Source organism: Kitasatospora cineracea (assembly GCF_003751605.1).
Lineage (GTDB): Bacteria > Actinomycetota > Actinomycetes > Streptomycetales > Streptomycetaceae > Kitasatospora > Kitasatospora cineracea.
Window position 1 is genome coordinate 3,076,216 of record NZ_RJVJ01000001.1, and the last position, 17,652, is coordinate 3,093,867.

The 17,652-nt window shown below is 74.0% G+C and carries 15 protein-coding genes; 8 read left to right on the forward strand and 7 right to left on the reverse strand.

Going from position 1 to position 17,652, the window contains the following annotated elements; genetic code table 11:
• Nucleotides 1–94: 94 nt before the first annotated feature.
• Nucleotides 95–286, forward strand: a complete 192-nt coding sequence (locus EDD39_RS14075; RefSeq protein ID WP_123556034.1) for a hypothetical protein — start codon at nucleotides 95–97, stop codon at nucleotides 284–286.
• Between the two features lie 4 nt (nucleotides 287–290).
• Here the strand turns inward: EDD39_RS14075 and EDD39_RS14080 are convergent, their stop codons facing one another.
• The gene (locus EDD39_RS14080; RefSeq protein WP_123556036.1) at nucleotides 291–1,100 is read right to left on the reverse strand and encodes a site-2 protease family protein; all 810 of its coding nucleotides are present in this window, start codon (nucleotides 1,098–1,100) and stop codon (nucleotides 291–293) included.
• Nucleotides 1,101–1,287: 187 nt separating this feature from the next.
• Here EDD39_RS14080 and EDD39_RS14085 point away from each other — a divergent pair, with 187 nt between their 5' ends.
• Entirely contained in the window at nucleotides 1,288–4,632 is a 3,345-nt protein-coding gene (locus tag EDD39_RS14085; protein WP_123556037.1) for an ATP-binding protein, read from the forward strand.
• 7 nt (nucleotides 4,633–4,639) lie between these two features.
• On the opposite strand, the gene EDD39_RS14090 is transcribed toward EDD39_RS14085, so the two are convergent.
• From EDD39_RS14090 to EDD39_RS14100, 3 genes are all read right to left on the reverse strand, one after another.
• Nucleotides 4,640–5,467 carry an ABC transporter permease gene (locus EDD39_RS14090; RefSeq protein WP_123556039.1) on the reverse strand — a complete coding sequence of 276 codons (828 nt, stop codon included), beginning with the start codon at nucleotides 5,465–5,467 and terminating at the stop codon, nucleotides 4,640–4,642.
• Nucleotides 5,464–6,444, reverse strand: a complete 981-nt coding sequence (locus EDD39_RS14095) for an ATP-binding cassette domain-containing protein (RefSeq protein ID WP_123556041.1) — start codon at nucleotides 6,442–6,444, stop codon at nucleotides 5,464–5,466. The genes EDD39_RS14090 and EDD39_RS14095 overlap by 4 nt, the downstream gene beginning before the upstream one ends.
• Before the next feature lie 97 nt (nucleotides 6,445–6,541).
• Nucleotides 6,542–6,871: an ArsR/SmtB family transcription factor gene (locus EDD39_RS14100; RefSeq protein WP_123556043.1), complete on the reverse strand. Its 330-nt coding sequence runs from the start codon at nucleotides 6,869–6,871 to the stop codon at nucleotides 6,542–6,544.
• A 104-nt stretch (nucleotides 6,872–6,975) separates the two neighbouring features.
• Here EDD39_RS14100 and EDD39_RS14105 point away from each other — a divergent pair, with 104 nt between their 5' ends.
• On the forward strand, nucleotides 6,976–7,380 hold the full coding sequence (locus EDD39_RS14105) for a tautomerase family protein (RefSeq protein ID WP_123556045.1): 405 nt from the start codon (nucleotides 6,976–6,978) through the stop codon (nucleotides 7,378–7,380).
• A 754-nt stretch (nucleotides 7,381–8,134) separates the two neighbouring features.
• Here the strand turns inward: EDD39_RS14105 and panB are convergent.
• The gene (panB, locus tag EDD39_RS14110; RefSeq protein WP_123556047.1) at nucleotides 8,135–9,010 is read right to left on the reverse strand and encodes a 3-methyl-2-oxobutanoate hydroxymethyltransferase; all 876 of its coding nucleotides are present in this window, start codon (nucleotides 9,008–9,010) and stop codon (nucleotides 8,135–8,137) included.
• 260 nt (nucleotides 9,011–9,270) lie between these two features.
• Between panB and EDD39_RS14115 the strand changes: the two genes are divergently transcribed.
• The 3 genes from EDD39_RS14115 to EDD39_RS14125 all read left to right on the forward strand — a co-directional run bounded on the left by EDD39_RS14115 (nucleotide 9,271) and on the right by EDD39_RS14125 (nucleotide 12,748).
• Nucleotides 9,271–10,887: an MFS transporter gene (locus EDD39_RS14115; RefSeq protein ID WP_123556048.1), complete on the forward strand. Its 1,617-nt coding sequence runs from the start codon at nucleotides 9,271–9,273 to the stop codon at nucleotides 10,885–10,887.
• Nucleotides 10,888–10,910: 23 nt separating this feature from the next.
• Nucleotides 10,911–11,573, forward strand: a complete 663-nt coding sequence (locus EDD39_RS14120; protein WP_030460728.1) for a TetR/AcrR family transcriptional regulator — start codon at nucleotides 10,911–10,913, stop codon at nucleotides 11,571–11,573.
• Between the two features lie 170 nt (nucleotides 11,574–11,743).
• Nucleotides 11,744–12,748 (forward strand): endonuclease/exonuclease/phosphatase family protein, encoded by a 1,005-nt coding sequence (locus tag EDD39_RS14125; protein ID WP_123556050.1) that lies wholly within the window; start codon nucleotides 11,744–11,746, stop codon nucleotides 12,746–12,748.
• A gap of 20 nt (nucleotides 12,749–12,768) precedes the next feature.
• Here EDD39_RS14125 and EDD39_RS14130 read toward each other — a convergent pair whose 3' ends face one another.
• Nucleotides 12,769–13,548 (reverse strand): putative protein N(5)-glutamine methyltransferase, encoded by a 780-nt coding sequence (locus EDD39_RS14130; RefSeq protein ID WP_208765498.1) that lies wholly within the window; start codon nucleotides 13,546–13,548, stop codon nucleotides 12,769–12,771.
• A gap of 172 nt (nucleotides 13,549–13,720) precedes the next feature.
• Entirely contained in the window at nucleotides 13,721–15,466 is a 1,746-nt protein-coding gene (locus EDD39_RS14135) for an NAD+ synthase (RefSeq protein ID WP_123556052.1), read from the reverse strand.
• 231 nt (nucleotides 15,467–15,697) lie between these two features.
• Here EDD39_RS14135 and glnA point away from each other — a divergent pair, with 231 nt between their 5' ends.
• On the forward strand, nucleotides 15,698–17,059 hold the full coding sequence (glnA, locus tag EDD39_RS14140) for a type I glutamate--ammonia ligase (RefSeq protein WP_014135480.1): 1,362 nt from the start codon (nucleotides 15,698–15,700) through the stop codon (nucleotides 17,057–17,059).
• A gap of 154 nt (nucleotides 17,060–17,213) precedes the next feature.
• On the forward strand, nucleotides 17,214–17,636 hold the full coding sequence (locus EDD39_RS14145; protein WP_123556054.1) for a hypothetical protein: 423 nt from the start codon (nucleotides 17,214–17,216) through the stop codon (nucleotides 17,634–17,636).
• The last annotated feature ends 16 nt before the right edge of the window (nucleotides 17,637–17,652 follow it).

Here is a 17,652-nt window from a genome sequence, read left to right on the forward strand (position 1 = left end):
GCGCGCGCCCCGGGTGCCCCACCCCCGGCCCCGGCGGCCCCGTTCGGTCGGCGAGAATGGCCGGGCACACCACCCGCCCCGAGGAGCCCCCGCCATGCCCCGCAACGCCCTGTACGCCCTGACCGTCCTCGTCCTGGCGGTGACCGCCGCGGTGGTCTCCTTCATGAAGGGCAACTGGCTCGGCGTGGTGTGGATCCTGATGGCCGGCGTGGCCAGCAACATCGCCTGGTACTACCTCCGCAAGGACCGCGCCGAGCGCCGCGCCGCCGCCGCGGGCCGGGGCTGAACCGCTACTTCCAGAACGTGAACAGATCGTGGCCGAGGCTGATGTACCGGGGGTCGGCGCCGAACAGGTCGAAGACCCGCACCGTCAGGTCGAACAGCCACTGGCCGACCTGGCTCTGCCACACCAGCGCGAACAGCAGCAGCATGCCGTAGGGCGCGTACGGGGCGACAGCCCGGCGGGCCTTGTGCGACAGCCAGGGTTCGACGATGCCGTAGCCGTCCAGGCCGGGGACCGGCAGCAGGTTCAGGATCGCCGCGGTGACCTGGAGGTAGGCGAGGAAAGCCAGCGCCGCGGGCAGCGGTGAGACGAGGTACGCCTGGTCGCCGATGACAGCGGGGACGTCCGGGTCGTCGAACCAGCCCTGGCTGACGAGCACCAGCGTCACCACGCCGAACGCCACGTTCACCAGCGGACCGGCCGCCGAGATCAGGCTGTGCTTGAGGCGGCCCGAGATCCGGTCCCGCTCGATGTACACCGCGCCGCCGGGCAGGCCGATCCCGCCCATGATCACGAAGATCACCGGCAGGACGAAGCTCAGCACCACGTGCCCGTACTTCAGCGGGTTCAGCGTCAGGTAGCCCTTGGTGCCGACCGTGATGTCGCCGCCCGCCAGCGCGGTGCGGGCGTGCGCGTACTCGTGCAGGCAGAGCGAGACCATCCAGCCGGAGACCACGAAGAGGAACACGCCGACGCGCATGTTCCCCCACGCGGCGGCCAGCGCCCAGCCGGAGGCGATCAGTGCGGCGGCCAGCGCCAGGAAGATCGGGCTGACCCGGTGCTCCGCGCTGCGCTGGCCGGTACTGGCGTACGTCATGGTGGAAGGGCTCCGGAGGTGGTGGCGGGACGGGCGTCCGATCATGCCGCCGACCGGGGGCGCCGGACAAGCGGCCCCGGGTGAACGTACGGGAGCGACCGGACGTTCCGCCGCCCCGGCCCGCCCGGCGGGGGCCTTCGCACGGGTGTGCGCCCCGGGGCGGTGGCGCGTCCCCCAGAATGGGCGGGTGCACTACGGCATCCTCGGCACCACCACCGCCCACCACGACGACGGCACCCCGGTCGCGCTCGGCGGCGCCCGGCTGCGCGCCCTGCTGGCCGCGCTCGCCCTGCGCCAGGGCCGCCCCGTACCCGCCGAACTGCTCGCCGACGAGGTGTGGGCCGACGAGCCGCCGCAGGACGCCGCCGCCGCGCTGCAGACCCTGGTCGGCCGGCTGCGCCGCACCGTCGGCCGGGCCGAGATCGGCTCCGGGCCCGCCGGGTACTGGCTGACCGACCCGCGCACCGACGTCGCCGAGTTCCAGCAGCGCTCCGCCGACGGCGCCCGCGCCCTGCAGGGCGGCGACCCGGCCGCCGCCGCCGAGCAGCTCACCCGCGCGCTCGCCCTGTGGCGCGGCCCCGCGCTCGCCGACCTGCCCGACCGCACCGCCCCCGCCGCCCGGCTGGAGTCCCAGCGCGCGGAGGCCCGCCGGCACCGGCTGACCGCCGACCTCGCCCTCGGCCGCACCGCCGAGGTCACCGCCGAACTCGCCGAACTCTGCCGCGACCACCCCTTCGACGAACAGCTCCAGGCCCTCCAGCTGCGCGCCCTGCGGGCGGCCGGCCGCACCGCCGAGGCGCTCGGCCGCTACGAGGAGGTCCGGCGCACCCTGGCCGACCAGCTCGGCACCGACCCGGGCCCCGAACTGCGCGCCCTGCACCGGGAACTGCTCACCGCCGACACGACCCCGGCACCCGCCCCGGCACCCGTCCCCGCGCCCCCGGCCGCCGCCCCCGCCACCGGCAACCTGCGCCCCGGCCGGACCAGCTTCGTCGGCCGGGACGGCGAACTCGCCACCGTGGCCGACGCCCTGACAGCCGGCCGGCTCACCACCCTGACCGGCCCCGGCGGCTCCGGCAAGACCCGGCTCTCGGTCGAGGCCGGCCGGATCGAGCAGGACACCGCCCGCTGGCCCGGCGGCGTCTGGCAGATCGAGCTCGCCCCGCTGGAGGACCCGGCCGCCGTCCCCGACGCGGTCGCCTCCGCGCTCGGCCTGCGCGAGACCGTGCTGCACACCGGCGGCGCCGTCGCCGAGGCGATCGAGGGCGGCCGCAAGGACCCGGTCTCCCGGCTGGTCGACCACCTCGGCCGCCGCCGCGTCCTGCTGCTGCTCGACAACTGCGAGCACGTCGTCCAGGCCGCCGCCGACCTCGCCGACCGGCTGCTCGCCGACTGCCCCGGCGTCACCGTGCTCGCCACCAGCCGCGAACCGCTCGGCGTCCCCGGCGAGCGGGTGCTGCCGGTCGAGCCGCTGCCCGACCCGTCCGCGCTGCGCCTGCTCGCCGAGCGCGGCGCCGCCGCCCGCCCCGGCTTCCGCACCGACCAGGACCCGGCGGCCTGCGCCGAGCTGTGCCGCCGCCTCGACGGCCTGCCGCTGGCCATCGAACTCGCCGCCGCCCGGCTGCGCGGCCTGACGCCCCGCCAGCTCGCCGACCGCCTCGACTCCCGGTTCGCCCTGCTCACCGCGGGCTCCCGCACCCTGCTGCCCCGCCAGCAGACCCTGCGCGCCGTCGTCGACTGGTCCTGGGACCTGCTCGGCAAGCGCGAGCGCGCCGTGCTGCGCCGGCTGTCGGTGTTCGCCGGCGGCTGCACCCTGGAGGCCGCCGAACAGGTCGTCGCCGACGGCGCGCTGGTGCGCCGCGAGGAGGTCGCCGACCTGCTGCTCTCGCTGGTCGACAAGTCCCTGCTGGTGGCCGGGCTGGGCGAGCAGCCCCGCTACTGGATGCTGGAGACCATCCACGAGTACGCCGCCGAACGCCTCGCCGAGGCCGCCGAACCCGACACCGCCGACCGGCACACCCGGCACTACCGGGAGCTCGCCCGCACCGCCTACCTGAACCTGCACGGCCCGGGGCAGCTCGACGAGCTCGCCCGCCTCGACCGCGAGCAGGAGAACCTGCGGGCCGCGCTGCGCCGCGCCGTCGACACCGGCCAGGAGCAGGAGGGCCTGGCCCTGGTGCTGGCGATGGCCGGCTACTGGCTGCTGCGCGACTACCGCACCGAGTCCCGCACCTGGTACGAGGCGGTCGCCGCGCTCGGCCCCGACCCGTACGCCGACGGCGCCCCGACGCCCGTCCCGCTCACCGCCAACCCGCTGGACGCCCCGCTGCCGATGCCGCCCGACCTGCTCGACGAGGCCCGCCGCCAGCTCGGCCTGCTCCGGCTGATCAGCCTGTTCTCCGGGGACATGAGCACGCTGCACAGCTCGGGCGCGCTGGACACCGCCGAACGCATCCTGGCCGCCTACACCCCCGACCTGCCGCAGTCCTACCGGCAGCCGGTGCTCGCCCGGATCTTCACCGTCTTCCTCACCGGCGAGATGGAGCGCACCCGCGAGGTGATGGACGACGCGGTGGCCGGCGCCCGGGTCCACGGCGACCCGCTCGACCTGGCGTTCGCCCTGCAGCTGCGGGCCCGGCTGCTCAACGACCTGGCCGGCGCGCTGGACCAGGCGATCGCCGACAGCGAGGAGGCGCTCGCCCTCTACACCGCGCAGGGCGACCGCTGGGGCATGTCCGATGCGCTCTCCGGCAAGGCCGAGAACGCCACCAAGTCCGGCGACGCCGCCGAGGCCGAGGCGGCCTTCCGGCAGGCCATCGAGCTCTCCACCCAGCTCGGCGCGCACCAGGAGGTCCCGATGCTGCGGGCCCGGCTCGGCGAGGTGCTGGCCGAACGGGACCCGGAGGCCGGCGAGCGGATGGTCCGCGAGGCGGTCGCCGACGCCTCCGGGGAGCACACCGACGCCGAGGGCGCCCGGATGTACGGGCGGCTGGTGCTGTGCAACCTGGCGGTGCGCCGCGGCGAGTACGCCGAGGCGCTGGCCGTGCTCGACGAGCTGCCCGCCGACCCCGGCGCGCGCGGACCCGTCCCCTCGGTGTTCGCCGGCATCGTCCGCTGCATCCGCGGCTGGGTGGTGGCCCGCTCCGGCGACCCGGCCGCCGGCCTGGAGCTGATGCGGGCCGGCCGCCGCACGATGACCGAGATCGAGGGCGGCCCCACCATCTTCGTCGAGCACATGGCGATGATGCTGATGACCCCGCTGGCCGGCGCCCTGGTCGAGTACGCCCGGGCGTACGGCGAGCCCGCCGCGGCCCGCCGCGCCGCCGCCCTGCTCGGCGCCCACGAGGGCATCAGCGGCATGCCCGGCTCGTTCATGGAGCGCAGCGAGCACGCCCGGTGCGCCGCCGCGGCCCGCGAGCTGCTCGGGGCGGACGCGTACCTGGCCGCGTACGAGGAGGGCGGACGCCTCACCCTGCGCGAGGCGTCCGCCCTGCTGAACGATCCCGGCCCGTTCCGCGCCGGGGCCGCCTGACCCACCGTCAGGTGCGCTTGCGGAAGCGGGCCACCGCGAGCGGCGCGGTCACCGCGGTGATCGCCGCGGCCCAGATCAGCACCGTCAGCACCGAGTTGCCGACCGGCTGGTCGTTGATCAGCGCCCGGCAGGCGTCGGCCAGCGCGGAGAGCGGGTTGTGCTTGGTGAACGCCTCCAGCCAGCCCGGCATGCTGGTCGGCTTGGCGAAGATCGAGCTGCCGAACTGCAGCGGCATCATCACCAGCATCGACATGCCCTGCACCGCCTGGGCGCTGCGCAGCGACATGCCCAGCAGCATCGACACCCACATCAGCGAGGAGCCGAACACCAGCGACAGGCCGACCGCGGCCAGCAGCTTCAGCGGCCCGCCCGCGACGTCCAGGCCGAGGACCATCGAGAAGCCGATCAGCACCGCGAAGGCGACCACCGCGCGCAGCGTCTCGGCGATCATCTTGGACAGCAGCACCGCGGAGCGCCCGATCGGCAGGGTGCGGAAGCGGTCCATCACGCCGGTCTGGAAGTCGGTGTTCAGGCCGGTGCCGAGCGCCATCGCCAGGTTCAGGCCGGTGGTGCCGAGCAGGCCGGGCACCATGTACTGCATGTACGTGTGCTGGTCGCCGGCCATCGCGCCGCCGAACACGTAGACGAACAGCACGATCATGATGACCGGGACCAGCAGCGCGTCCAGCATCGACTCCGGGTCGGCCTTGATCCGCATCAGGTTCCGGCGGGTCAGCGCGCCCAGGTGGCGCAGGTTGCCGCGCAGGCCGATCCGGGTGTCGTCGGCGCCGGCGGGGGCCGCGGCGGGCGCGGGGGTCAGGGTGGCGGTGCTCATGCGACGGGCTCCTTGTCACGGTTCCGGGCGGGGGCGGCGGACTTGCCGGTGATGGTCAGGAACACCTCGTCCAGGCTGGGCAGCTTGGTGTCGATGCCGGCCACCCCGAAGCCGCGGGTGCCCAGCACCCCGATCACGGTGGTCAGCTGGTGCTCGTCGGTCAGGTGCACCGAGAGCAGGGCGGACTCGGCGGAGAAGGTGGCCGGGATGCCGGACTCCTGCAACGCCCGCGCCATCTCCGGCAGTTGGGCCGGGTCGGCGGGCCGCACCTGCAGGCTCTGCCCGCCGACCCGCTTCTTCAGCTCCTCGATGCCGCCGTTGGCGATCACCCGGCCCTTGTCGATCACGGTCAGGGCGTGCGCGAGCTGCTCGGCCTCCTCCATGTACTGGGTGGTCAGCAGCACGGTCGAGCCCTCGCCGACCATCCGCTGCACCTCGTCCCACACCTCGTTGCGGGTGCGCGGGTCCAGGCCGGTGGTGGGCTCGTCCAGGTAGAGCACCTTGGGGCGGCCGATCATCGAGGCGGCGAGGTCGAGCCGGCGGCGCATGCCGCCCGAGTAGCCCTTGGCGGGGCGCCTGGCCGCTTCGGTGAGCGAGAAGCGCTCCAGCAGTTCGGCGGCGCGGGCCTTGGCCTCCTTGCCGGAGAGGTCGAGCAGGCGCCCGATCAGGTAGAGGTTCTCGTAGCCCGACAGCAGTTCGTCCACCGAGGCGTACTGGCCGGTCAGGCCGATGGTGCGGCGCAGCTGCTTGGGCTGGCGCAGGACGTCGTACCCGCCGACGAACGCGGTGCCCGCGTCCGGCTTGATCAGCGTCGACAGCACCCGCACCAGGGTGGTCTTCCCGGCGCCGTTCGGCCCGAGCAGCCCGAGCACCGTCCCCTCGCGCACCGTCAGGTCGACCCCGTCCAGGGCCTTCGTCTCCCCGTAGTGCTTCACGATGCCGTGGACCTCCACGGCGTTCCGCTCGATTCGTGTCATGGCAACCACCGTGCCGGGGGCGGCTGTCACGACGCTGTCAGCCCGCTGTCAGGGGGGATGACAGCGGGCTGCCGGGGGCGGCCGGCGGGAGTCCCCGTCAGCGCTCGGCGGGCTCCTCGGCCAGGACCAGGGCGAGCAGGCCGGGGAAGCGCCGGTCGAACTCCTCGCGGCGCAGCCGGTTCAGGCGCCGGGCGCCCTCGTCGCGCTGCTCCAGCAGGCCGACGGCGCGCAGCGCCGTGAAGTGGTGGGTCCGGGTGGCCCTGGACACGGGCAGGTCGATGGAGCCGCAGGCGTGCGTCCAGTCGGGGGCCGCGGCCAGGGCGCGGACGATGAGGCGGCGCACCGGGTCGGCGAGCGCGTCCAGGGCCGCCTGCAGGGGGACCAGGTCCGGGTCGGCGGGTGCCGGTTCCGTGCCGCGTGCGGGCATCGCGCTCCTCCTTGCCGGGTGTTCGACGGCCATCGTACAGTTCGGGTGTTCGATCCGCGTCGAACATCCAGTCGCCGTACCACCACACCCCTTCAGGAGCAGCCGTGCCCTTGGTGCGCATCGACCTCGCCGATTCCCGTCCCGCCGACCTCCGCCGGGCCATCGCCGACGGCGTCCACGACGCCCTGGTCGCCGTCGTCGGCATCCCGGCGGGCGACCGCTTCCAACTGCTCACCGCCCACCCCGCCGGCGAGCTGGTCTTCGACGCCGATTACCTCGGCGTCCGGCGGCTGGACGTGGTGTACGTGCAGATCACCCTGGTGGCGGGCCGTCCCCGGCCGCTCAAGGTGGAGCTGTTCCGGCGGATCGCGGCGAACCTCGCGGCCGTCGGCGTCCGGCCCGAGGACGTCCACGTCACCCTGACCGAGAACACCGTCGAGGACTGGTCGGTCGGCAACGGCGAGGCCCAGTTGCTCGCCCTCGGCCCCGTCGCGGGCACCGCGGGCTGAGACCGGCCGGCGCGCGGGGCGCCGCTCCGGCCGGCCGCCCCGCGGCTCGAACACCGACAGCACCGCGTCGGCCGGGTGGAGCAGCAGGGCCACGCTGGGGACGATCACCGGGTTGTGGCGCAGGAGCCCCGGCTCCACGGCCGGGGCAGAACCCGTCGGCTGCCGCTCGGCCGCCCGCGCCGCCTCGTGCAGCCGGGCGGTGGGCGCGAAGATCGGGGCCGCCGTCGCCGCCGGCGTCAGCCGGAACGTGACGGCGACCCGGCGGAACCGGAACAGCCCCCACCGGGTGCCGAGCGCCGGCACCACCCCGCTCACCGGGCCGGTCGGGCTCAGCGGGACGACCGGCGCGTCGCCCGGCATCGCCGTCGCCCGGTGGGCGGTCCGCACCGTGTCGGCGTCGTCCGCCGGCAGCGCCCGCACCGCGAGGGCGAGCAGACACGGCATCAGGGCCGGTCGGCCGACCGAGGCGACCACGTGCACCACCGGCGTGCCGTGCCGGGCCCGCGGGGACAGCCGCCGGCCCGTTCCGGCCGGCCGCCCGGCGCCGCGGTCGCCGGCCTTCCGGGCCGTCGCCGGTTCGGCGGACGGGGGGCATGCGCACCTCGCTCGGCCCGCGGGTCACGGACGGACCCCGGCCTCCCCCGCCCGGGCGTCCTCCGGCGGGAGCAACTCCCCCTGCTCCCGGCCGAGTACGCCCGTCCGCCCGGCCCCGGGGGAGGGGCGGGCGGACGGGCGTGCGCGGGCCGGACCGGGCCTAGCTGAAGCTGTGCTCCGGGCCGGGGAAGGTGCCCTCGCGGACGTCGGCGGCGAACTCGGTCGCGGCCTGGGCGAGCGTCGCGCGGAGGTTCGTGTACTGCTTGACGAACTTGGGGACGCGGCCGGCCGTCATGCCGGCGAAGTCGGTCCAGACCAGGACCTGCGCGTCGGTGCCGGGGCCGCCGCCGATGCCGACGGTGGGGATCGCGGAGTGCTCGGTGACCTGCGCGGCCAGCTCGGCCGGGACGGCCTCCAGGACGACGGCGAAGGCGCCGGCCTGCTGGACGGCCTTGGCGTCGCGCAGCAGCCGGTGGGCGGCCTCGTCGCCGCGGCCCTGGACGGGGTAGCCGCCGAAGGCGTGCACGGACTGCGGGGTGAGGCCGATGTGGGCCATCACCGGGATGCCGGCGTCGACGAGCAGTTCGATGGTGCGGGCGCTGCGCTCGCCGCCCTCCAGCTTGACGGCCTGGACGCCGGCCTCCTTCATCAGGCGGGCGGCGTTGTGCAGGGCCTGGGCGGGGGACTCCTGGTAGGAGCCGAACGGCAGGTCGGCGACGACGAGGGCGCGCTTGGTGCCGCGGACCACGGCGGCGGAGAGCATCACCATCTGGTCCATGGTCACCGGCACGGTGGTCTCGTAGCCGAGGTGGCAGTTGCCCGCGGAGTCGCCGACCAGCAGGACCGGGATGCCGGCCTCGTCGAAGACTCCGGCGGTGAGGGCGTCGTAGGCGGTGAGCATCGCCCAGCGTTCGCCGTTGCGCTTGGCCTTGGCGAGGTCCCGGACGGTCACCCGGCGGCTGGTGACGCCGCCGTAGAGGGTGGTGCCGGCGGGGGCGTCCTGCGTCTGGGCAGGCTGAAGCGGAGAGGCGTTCATCGAACAGACTCCAAGTGTGTGTCGTCTCGTGGCGCCGTGCGGCGTCCCCGGATCTGGCTCCATGCTTGCACGCCGCGGGCCGTGCGCAAAGAGTCGGGAGCCCGGTCGTGTCCGGTCGCGCCCGGCGGCGGACGGGCCGGCGGGGTCCGCGGGGCGGGGCGGCGGGCGGTGCGGGCGCTTGGGGAAGTCTTTACCTTTCCTTGGCCTCGGAGTACCGATACGAGACCGTCTCGTATTGGAAAGGGGTCTAGGCTGTCCGTATGACCTCGCCGACCGCCGCTGCCCCGGTATCCCGGGTGCCGGAAGCCGTACACCGCCGACGCTGGTGGATCCTGGGCACCCTGGTGCTCGCCCTGCTCGTCGTCGTCCTCGACAACTCGATCCTCAACGTGGCGATGAAGACCATCGCCACCCCCGCCCCGGTCGGCCTCGGCGCGAGCCAGAGCGACCTGGAATGGGCGATCAACTCCTACACGCTGGTCTTCGCCGGCCTGCTGTTCACCGCGGGCCTGCTCGGCGACCGGTTCGGCCGCAAGTGGACGCTGCTGGCCGGCATGCTGGTCTTCGGCCTCGGCTCGCTGCTGTCCGCGCTGGCCGCCAGCCCGGGCGAACTGATCGGCTACCGCGCGGTGATGGGCCTCGGCGGCGCCTTCGTGATGCCCGCCACGCTGGCCATCATCATGAACGTCTTCGAGCGGCACGAGCAGCCCAAGGCGATCGGCATCTGGGCCGGCGCGGTCGGCCTGGCCATCGCCATCGGCCCGATCACCGGCGGCCTGCTGATCGAGCACTTCTGGTGGGGCTCGGTCTTCCTGGTCAACGTCCCGATCGTCGTCGTGGCGCTCGGCCTGATGGGCTGGCTCGTCCCCGACTCCAAGGACCCCAACCCCGGCAAGCTCGACCCGGTCGGCGTGCTGCTGTCCATCGTCGGCCTGGTGGCGCTGATCTACGGCATCATCAAGGGCGGCGAACTGGCCGACTTCACCGACCCGTCGGCCTGGGTCCCGACCCTGGTCGGCGTGCTCGCGCTGGTCGCCTTCGTGCTGTTCGAGAAGCACACCCGGCACCCGGCGCTGGACGTCACCTGGTTCCGCAACAAGGTGTTCTCCGCCTCGATCGGCGTGGTCGGCATCGTGTTCTTCGCGCTGATGGGCGTCTCGTTCTTCGGCGTCTTCTACATCCAGAGCGTGCGCGGCTACAGCGCCCTGGAGGCCGGCGAGCTGATGCTGCCGCTGGCCGTCGCCCAGCTGGTCTTCGCGCCGCGGGCCCGGCTGGTGGTCGACCGCTTCGGCATCCGCGCCACCTGCGCGGGCGGCATGCTGCTGGTCACCGCCGGCTTCCTCGGCTACGCCTTCCTCACCGCCACCAGCCCGATCTGGCTGCTGATCGTGCTCGGCTTCGTGATGGGCACCGGCATGGCGCACGTGATGCCGCCGGTGACGGTCGCCATCATGGGCGCGCTGCCGCGCGAGAAGGCCGGCGCCGGCTCCGCGCTGAACAACACCTTCCGCCAGGTCGGCGGCTCGCTCGGCATCGCGGTGCTCGGCGCGCTGCTGTCCACGGTCTACCGCAACGGCATGGACGACCACCTGGCCGCGGTGCCCGAGCAGGTCCGCGACCGGGCCGGCGAGTCCATCGAGTCCACCCTCGGCGTCGCCGAGAAGCTCCACCTGCCCGCCCTGGTCGACCCGGCCAAGGACGCCTTCATCCACGCCATGCACGTGGTCTCCGGCGTCTCGGCCGGCGTCACCGTGCTCGGCGCGGTGCTGGCGCTGCTCCTGCTGCCCGGCAAGGTCGCCGCCCCCGGCGGCCCGGGCGCCCCGGCCCCCGGCCCGCAGGACCGCAGCGGCTCCGGCGCGAGTACAGCCAAGGTCTGATCGCGAGGGTGGAGAATAGGGCCATGACGAGCGCCGAAACTCCGCTCCAGCCGTGCCACGGCCCCGCCGCGGAGCAGGACGCTCCGCGGCGGGGCCGCCCGCGCAGCGAGGCCGCCGAGCAGGCGATCTACCGCGCGGTGGAGCAGCTGATGGAGGACGGCACCGGCCTGTCCGAGCTGTCCATCGAGCGGATCGCCGCCGAGGCCGGCGTCGGCAAGGCCACCATCTACCGGCGCTGGCCCAACAAGGAGGCCCTGCTGGTGGACGTGGTGGCCCGGCTGGAGGAGCCGCTGCCCCCGCTGCTCGGCCCGACCTACCGGGACGACCTGATCAACGCCGTCGACTACATGCGCCGGCGCGGCCTGATCAAGCGCTCCCGCTGGATCGTCAAGTCCGCGCTGGGGCAGATGAACACCTGGCCGGAGCTCAAGCACACCTACCAGGAACGGGTGGTGCAGCCCCGGCGCGAGATGGTCCGCCAGATCGTCCGGCGCGGCGTCGACGCCGGGGAGCTGCGCGCCGACCTGGACGTCGAGCTGCTCTGCGAGCTGCTGATCGGCCCGATCCTGGTGCGCACCGTGCTGTGGGACGACTCCCCGCTGGAGGACCCGGACCTGCCCCGCCAGATGGTCGACGCCGCGCTCCAGGGCATCGGCGCCCGCCCGGCCCCGTCCCCCGCGCACTGACCGCCCCGTCACCGCCGCCGTCGGCCCCGTCCGGCGCAGGACCGGAACTTTCCGGGCACTTCGCCGCGTCCATCCCGTCATAGGCTGATCCGGGAATCGGATCGGATCGGGGCAGGTCGGGGCCGCCGGCGGCGGTACGGCCGGCCGGGTGCGGCGGTGAGGAGCGGGCGATGGTGCGGGCGGACGGCCCGGCGGTGGCGACGGCGTCGGACGAGCGGGCCGCGGCCCGGCGGGAGGGGCTGCGCCGCTGGTTCGGCCTGCGCCGCGGGTGGCCGCTCACCGTGCTCGGCCTGCTGGTCACCCTCCTGCTGGTGTGCCACGCCCAGGTGCCCAACGCGGTCGGCAACCTGGGCAGCCTGCTGGAGACCTTCCTGCCCTGGCTGGGGCTGGCCGTCCCGGTGCTGCTCGGGCTCGCGCTGTGGCGGCGGGCCGGGGTGGCGGTGGTCGCCGCGCTGCTGCCCGGCGCGGTCTGGCTGAACCTGTTCGGCGCGCTGCTGGTCGACAAGAGCAGCGGCCCCGGCGACTTCACCGTGCTCACCCACAACGTGGCCGCCGCCAACGACGACCCGCAGGGCACCATCCGGATGCTCGCCGGCTCCGGCGCCGAGATCGTCGCGCTGGAGGAGCTGTCCGCGTCCGCCGCCCCGGTGTACGCCGACGGGCTGGCCGCCGCCTTCCCGTACCACGTGGTGGAGGGCACCGTCGGGCTGTGGTCCAGCTACCCGATCGACGGCGTCTCCGTGGTCGACATCAAGATGGGCTGGACCAGGGCCTTCCGCGCCCGGGTCACCACCCCCGAGGGCCCGCTGGCGGTGTACGTCGCCCACCTGCCCTCGGTCCGGGTCAAGTTCGACAGCGGCTTCACGGCCGGGCGGCGCGACGTCAGCGCGCAGGCCCTCGGCGACGCGATCGAGCACGAGCCGCTGCGCAAGGTGCTGCTGCTCGGCGACCTCAACGGCACCATGAACGACCGCAGCCTGGCCCCGATCACCTCGCAGCTGCGCTCCGCCCAGGGCGCGGCCGGCGACGGCTTCGGCTTCTCCTGGCCGGCCTCCTTCCCGACCGCCCGGATCGACCAGATCCTCAGCAAGGGCGGCCTGGTCCCCACCGACTCCCGCACCCTCCCGGCGGACGCCAGCGACCACCTCGCGGTGGCCGCCGACTACCGCTACTAGCGCCACTAGCGCTACTGGCGCTACCGGGACCGGACGCCGATCACCACGGTGGCGTCCCGCTCCTCGTCCTGCTCCGTGTGCGCTTCGAGGCCCTGTTCGGCCAGCAGGGCGGCGGTCGCCGGGGCCTGGCGTCCGCTGGTCTCGATCAGCAGGCGGCCGCCGGGGGCCAGCCAGCGGGGGGCGGCGGCCGCGACCCGGCGCTGGACGGCCAGGCCGTCGGCGCCGCCGTCCAGGGCCGTCGCGGGCTCGTGGTCGCGGGCCTCGGGCGGCAGCAGCGGGATCTCCCGGGTCGGCACGTACGGGGCGTTGGCCAGCAGCAGGTCGACCCGGCCGCGCAGGGCGGGCGGCAGCGGGGCGTCCAGGTCGCCGAGGTGGACCAGGCCGCCGTACGGGGCCAGGTTGCGGCGGGCGCAGGCCACCGCGGCCGGGTCGACGTCCGCGGCGTGCAGGACGACGCCCGGGCCGAGCCGGGCGGCCAGCGCGGCGCCGATCGCGCCGGAGCCGCAGCACAGGTCGAGCAGCACCGCGCCGGGGCGGCCCAGCGCGGCGGCCCGCTCGACCAGGAACTCGCTGCGCCGGCGCGGCACGAACACCCCGGGGGCGAGCGCGATGCGCAGTCCGGCGAACTCGGCGAAGCCCACCACCTGTTCCAACGGGTGCCCCGCGCAACGGAGTTCGAGCATCCGATCGAGTTGCGCGGGGTCGGTGGCGGCGGCCAGCAGCAGCCGGGCCTCGTCCTCGGCGAAGACGCACCCGGCGGCGCGCAGCCGGTCGGTGAGCAGGGCTGGGGGGAGTGACACGGGGACCTCTCGAAGAGCCTGGCGGGCTCCCCGTCCGGTCAGGCCGCGACCCGGCGGCGGGGGAGCACCTCGACGACCTGCACGGTGATCTCTCCCACCTCCTCGGCCCGGCGCGCCCGCCTCGACCGGACGCGTGCTGCGGCGCTCACCCTAACCCGTCCGCCCCGCACTGTCAGCCCTGCCGCCAGCGGTTGGTGACGGGCAGCCGGCGGTCGCGGCCGAAGTTCTTCGGCGAGACCTTCGGGCCCGGCGGGTACTGCCGCCGCTTGTACTCGGCGGTGTCGACCAGCCGCACCACCCGGTCCACCACCTCGGCCGGGTACCCGGCGGCGACGATCGCGTCCCGGCCCTCGTCGCCCTCCACGTACCGGGCCAGCACGGCGTCCAGCAGGTCGTAGTCGGGCAGCGAGTCGGTGTCCACCTGGTCCGGGCGCAGTTCGGCGGACGGCGGCTTGGAGATGGTGTTCTCCGGGATCGGCGGCACCTCGCCGCGGGCCTCGGCCGCCGCGTTGCGCCAGCGGGCCAGCCGGAAGACCAGCGTCTTGTACACGTCCTTGATCGGCCCGTACGCGCCCACCGAGTCGCCGTACAGCGTCGAGTAGCCGACCGCCAGCTCGCTCTTGTTGCCCGGGGCCAGGACCAGCTGCCCCTCCTGGTTGGAGATCGCCATCAGCAGGGTGCCGCGCAGCCGGGACTGCAGGTTCTCCTCGGCCAGGCCGGTCAGCTCGGCGGCGCCCATGTACGCGTCGAACATCGGGGCGATCGAGACCGTGCGGAAGTGCAGGCCGGTGCGGCGGGCCAGCTCGGCCGCGTCGTCCCGGGAGTGCTGCGAGGAGTAGCGCGAGGGCATCGAGACGCCGTACACGTGCTCCGCGCCGATCGCGTCCACCGCGATCGCCGCGACCAGCGCCGAGTCGATGCCGCCGGACAGGCCGATCAGCACCGAGCGCATCCCGTTCTTGCGGACGTACGCCCGGGTGCCCTCGACCAGCGCCGCGTACACCTCGGCCTCGTCGTCCAGCCGCTCGGAGACCTGCGGCTCCAGCGGCTGCGCGGGCCGCTCCTTGGGCGCGCCGCCCAGGTCGACCCTGGTCAGCTTCAGGCCGTCGGCGAGCACCGTGCCGTCCGGCAGGCCGTCCTCGGACGCGGCCGGCAGGTCGAGGTCGACGACCAGCAGCGCCTCCTCGAACTGCGGTCCGCGGGCCAGCAGTTCGCCGCGCTCGGTGACCACCATCGACTCGCCGTCGAAGACCAGCTCGTCCTGCGCGCCGACCATGTTCAGGTACACCAGCGGGCAGCCCGCCTCGGCGGCCCGGCGCTTGACCAGCTCCAGCCGGACGTCGTCCTTGTCGCGCTCGTACGGCGAGCCGTTGATCGACAGCAGCAGGCCCGCGCCGGCCTGGCCGGTGGCGGCGACCCGGCCGCCCTCCTGCCAGATGTCCTCGCAGATCGCCAGCGCGACGTCCACGCCGTGCAGCCGCAGCACCGTCAGCTGGTCGCCCGGCACGAAGTACCGGTACTCGTCGAACACGCCGTAGTTCGGCAGGAAGTGCTTGGCGAACCTGGTCACCACCGCGCCGCCGCGCAGCACCGCCGCGCAGTTCTGCGGCTTGCCGGCGTACCGGGTGCCCGGCTCGCCGCGGCCCAGGTAGCCGACCACCACCGGGGTGTCGCCCAAGCCCTCGGCCTGCAGCTTCGCCGCCAGGTCGACCAGCGCGGCGCGGGAGCCCTCGACGAAGGAGCCGCGGAAGGCCAGGTCCTCCACCGGGTACCCGGTGAGCACCATCTCGGGGAAGGCGATCAGGTCGGCGCCGGACTCGGCGGCCCGCTTCGACCAGCGCAGCACCTCCTCGCTGTTGCGGGCGAGGTCACCGACCCAGGGGTCGATCTGGCACAGGGCGAGACGCAGATTCGGCATGCCCCCGAGTGTAATCGTCTAACTGACGCTATGTCGCGGGGGTACCCCCGTCGGCACGCCGGACATTCAGCCGGCGCCCAGGTTCGCCCCGCTGCCCGCCCGGGATCGGCAAGCGGGCCCGGATCCGCCATGATGGGTGGCGACGCGGTCAGGGCGAGGTCCTCGCCGGGCCGGGCCGGCCGGTGCGGGCGGCGTAACACGGGCGTAAAGAGCAGAGGTGAGACTGTCCCCATGGGCAAGCAGCAGGAGTTCGTGCTTCGCACGCTCGAAGAGCGTGACATCCGGTTCGTCCGGCTGTGGTTCACCGACGTGCTCGGGTTCCTCAAGTCCGTGGCGGTGGCCCCGGCCGAACTGGAACAGGCCTTCGAGGAAGGCATCGGCTTCGACGGCTCGGCGATCGAGGGCTTCGCCCGGGTCTACGAGTCCGACATGATCGCCAAGCCGGACCCGACCACCTTCCAGATACTGCCGTGGCGCTCCGAGAACCCCGGTACCGCCCGGATGTTCTGCGACATCCTGATGCCCGACGGCTCGCCCTCCTACGCCGACCCGCGCTACGTCCTCAAGCGCACCCTGGAGAAGGCCTCCAACCTCGGCTTCACCTTCTACACCCACCCCGAGATCGAGTTCTTCCTCCTCAAGGACCTCCCCGGCGACGGCACCCCGCCGACCCCCGCCGACCAGTCCGGCTACTTCGACCACACCCCGCGCGGCATCGGCCACGACTTCCGCCGCCAGGCCATCACGATGCTCGAATCCATGGGCATCTCGGTCGAGTTCAGCCACCACGAGGGCGCCCCCGGCCAGCAGGAGATCGACCTGCGCTACGCCGACGCGCTCTCCACCGCCGACAACATCATGACCTTCCGCCTGGTCATGAAGGAGGTCGCCCTCGAACAGGGCGTCCACGCCAGCTTCATGCCCAAGCCGTTCTCGCACTTCCCCGGCTCCGGCATGCACACCCACGTCTCCCTCTTCGAGGGCGACCGCAACGCCTTCCACGAGTCCGGCGCCGAGTACCAGCTCTCCAAGGTCGGCCGCTCCTTCATCGCCGGCCTGCTCAAGTACGCCGCCGAGACCGCCGCCGTCACCAACCAGTGGGTCAACTCCTACAAGCGCATCTGGGGCGGCTCCCAGCGCACCGCCGGCGCCGGCGGCGAAGCCCCCTCCTACATCTGCTGGGGCCACAACAACCGCTCCGCGCTCATCCGCGTCCCCATGTACAAGCCCGGCAAGCAGGGCTCCACCCGCATCGAGGTCCGCTCCCTCGACACCGGCTGCAACCCCTACCTCGCCTACGCCGTCACCCTCGCCGCCGGCCTCAAGGGCATCGAGGACAACCTCGAACTCCCCCCCGGCGCCGACGACGACGTCTGGGCCCTCACCGACGCCGAGCGCCGCGCCCTCGGCATCCAGCCCATGCCGCAGAACCTCGGCGAGGCCATCGACCTCATGCAGCGCAGCGAACTCGTCGCCGAGACGCTGGGCGAGCACGTCTTCGACTTCTTCCTGCGCAACAAGCGCCAGGAGTGGGAGGAATACCGCTCCGAGGTCACCCCGTTCGAGCTGCGCAAGGTCCTCCAGGTGCTGTAGCCGGTCCTCCGGACGACGTGTCAGGCCCCGGCCGGGGAGCGGGAGTTCGGCCGGGGCCGACGGTTTTCCACCGGGGCCCGGTTTCGTGTTGGGTACGGGGTGGGGCAGGGGGAAGGAGACCCCCGGACCGGTGACCCGGAGGATGGGAGGGCAGATGGAACTGCGGCTGAGGTACGCGCCCCGGGCGGTGAACGCCGGGCGGTTCGCGGCGGACATCGTGACGTCGGCGGCGCAGGTCAGCGGGGTGCGGCTGGACTACTCGGTGGGGAGCCTGGCCGCCGTCGACGAGATCATCGAGGACTTCCGGGGCAGCGGGATCGACAGCGGGCAGGTCGGCGAGACGCTGTTCGGATTCGGCTGCTACGTCGGCGAGGTGATGGTCCGCCAGGGCGGCGCCTCCTGGCGGGAGGTGGGCGGCGAGGAGGTCCCGGTGTTCGGCTTCCCGCTGGTGGTGCAGCTGCCGAGCGGGCAGGTGTGCAACCCGATCGGGAAGGTGTTCAAGCGGATGGACAACGGCCCCGAGGACGACCTGCCCTACTTCTACCGGGTGTTCGCCGAGCCGTGGCGCCGGGCTTAGCGCCGGGAGCCGCCGG

Coding starts and splice junctions, on each gene's coding strand:
- panB (WP_123556047.1), bottom strand. CDS start 9,010: ATGAACGCCTCTCCGCTTCAGCCTGCCCAGACGCAGGACGCCCCCGCC.
- EDD39_RS14095 (WP_123556041.1), bottom strand. CDS start 6,444: ATGACACGAATCGAGCGGAACGCCGTGGAGGTCCACGGCATCGTGAAG.
- EDD39_RS14090 (WP_123556039.1), bottom strand. CDS start 5,467: ATGAGCACCGCCACCCTGACCCCCGCGCCCGCCGCGGCCCCCGCCGGC.
- EDD39_RS14080 (WP_123556036.1), bottom strand. CDS start 1,100: ATGACGTACGCCAGTACCGGCCAGCGCAGCGCGGAGCACCGGGTCAGC.
- EDD39_RS14115 (WP_123556048.1), top strand. CDS start 9,271: ATGACCTCGCCGACCGCCGCTGCCCCGGTATCCCGGGTGCCGGAAGCC.
- EDD39_RS14100 (WP_123556043.1), bottom strand. CDS start 6,871: ATGCCCGCACGCGGCACGGAACCGGCACCCGCCGACCCGGACCTGGTC.
- glnA (WP_014135480.1), top strand. CDS start 15,698: ATGGGCAAGCAGCAGGAGTTCGTGCTTCGCACGCTCGAAGAGCGTGAC.
- EDD39_RS14075 (WP_123556034.1), top strand. CDS start 95: ATGCCCCGCAACGCCCTGTACGCCCTGACCGTCCTCGTCCTGGCGGTG.
- EDD39_RS14120 (WP_030460728.1), top strand. CDS start 10,911: ATGACGAGCGCCGAAACTCCGCTCCAGCCGTGCCACGGCCCCGCCGCG.
- EDD39_RS14125 (WP_123556050.1), top strand. CDS start 11,744: ATGGTGCGGGCGGACGGCCCGGCGGTGGCGACGGCGTCGGACGAGCGG.
- EDD39_RS14145 (WP_123556054.1), top strand. CDS start 17,214: ATGGAACTGCGGCTGAGGTACGCGCCCCGGGCGGTGAACGCCGGGCGG.
- EDD39_RS14135 (WP_123556052.1), bottom strand. CDS start 15,466: ATGCCGAATCTGCGTCTCGCCCTGTGCCAGATCGACCCCTGGGTCGGT.